This window comes from Streptococcus sp. HMSC072G04, from assembly GCF_001813295.1.
Lineage (GTDB): Bacteria > Bacillota > Bacilli > Lactobacillales > Streptococcaceae > Streptococcus.
Genome location: NZ_KV812002.1, coordinates 1 through 419, shown reverse-complemented (window position 1 = coordinate 419; position 419 = coordinate 1). Strand labels below are relative to the sequence as shown.

Here is a 419-nt window from a genome sequence, read left to right as displayed (position 1 = left end):
ATGTTGACACCAATTCAGAAGTTGACGCTGACTCGGACGCAGAGGCTGGTTCAGAGACTGAGAATGATTCTGATGTTGACACTGACTCAGACGCCGAAACTGATTCAGAGGTTGAGACCGACTCAGAGGTTGATGCTGACAACGATTCAGAGGTCGAGATTGATTCAGACGTAGATACTGACTCAGAGGTAGAAACTGATTCAGATACAGAAACTGACTCGGATGTCGAGACTGATTCGGACACTGAGGCTGATTCAGAAGCAGATGCTGATTCGGACGTTGATACCGACTCAGATGCCGAAACTGATTCAGACACTGAGACTGACGCTGAAACTGATTCGGATGTCGATAGTGATTCTGATGTTGACACCGACTCAGACGCCGAAACTGATTCAGAGGTTGAGACAGACTCGGATGCA

1 pseudogene is annotated in these 419 nt (G+C 47.7%); it reads left to right on the top strand.

Going from position 1 to position 419, the window contains the following annotated elements:
* Nucleotides 1-419, top strand: a pseudogene (locus HMPREF2904_RS11650) (MSCRAMM family adhesin SdrC); the annotation flags it as partial.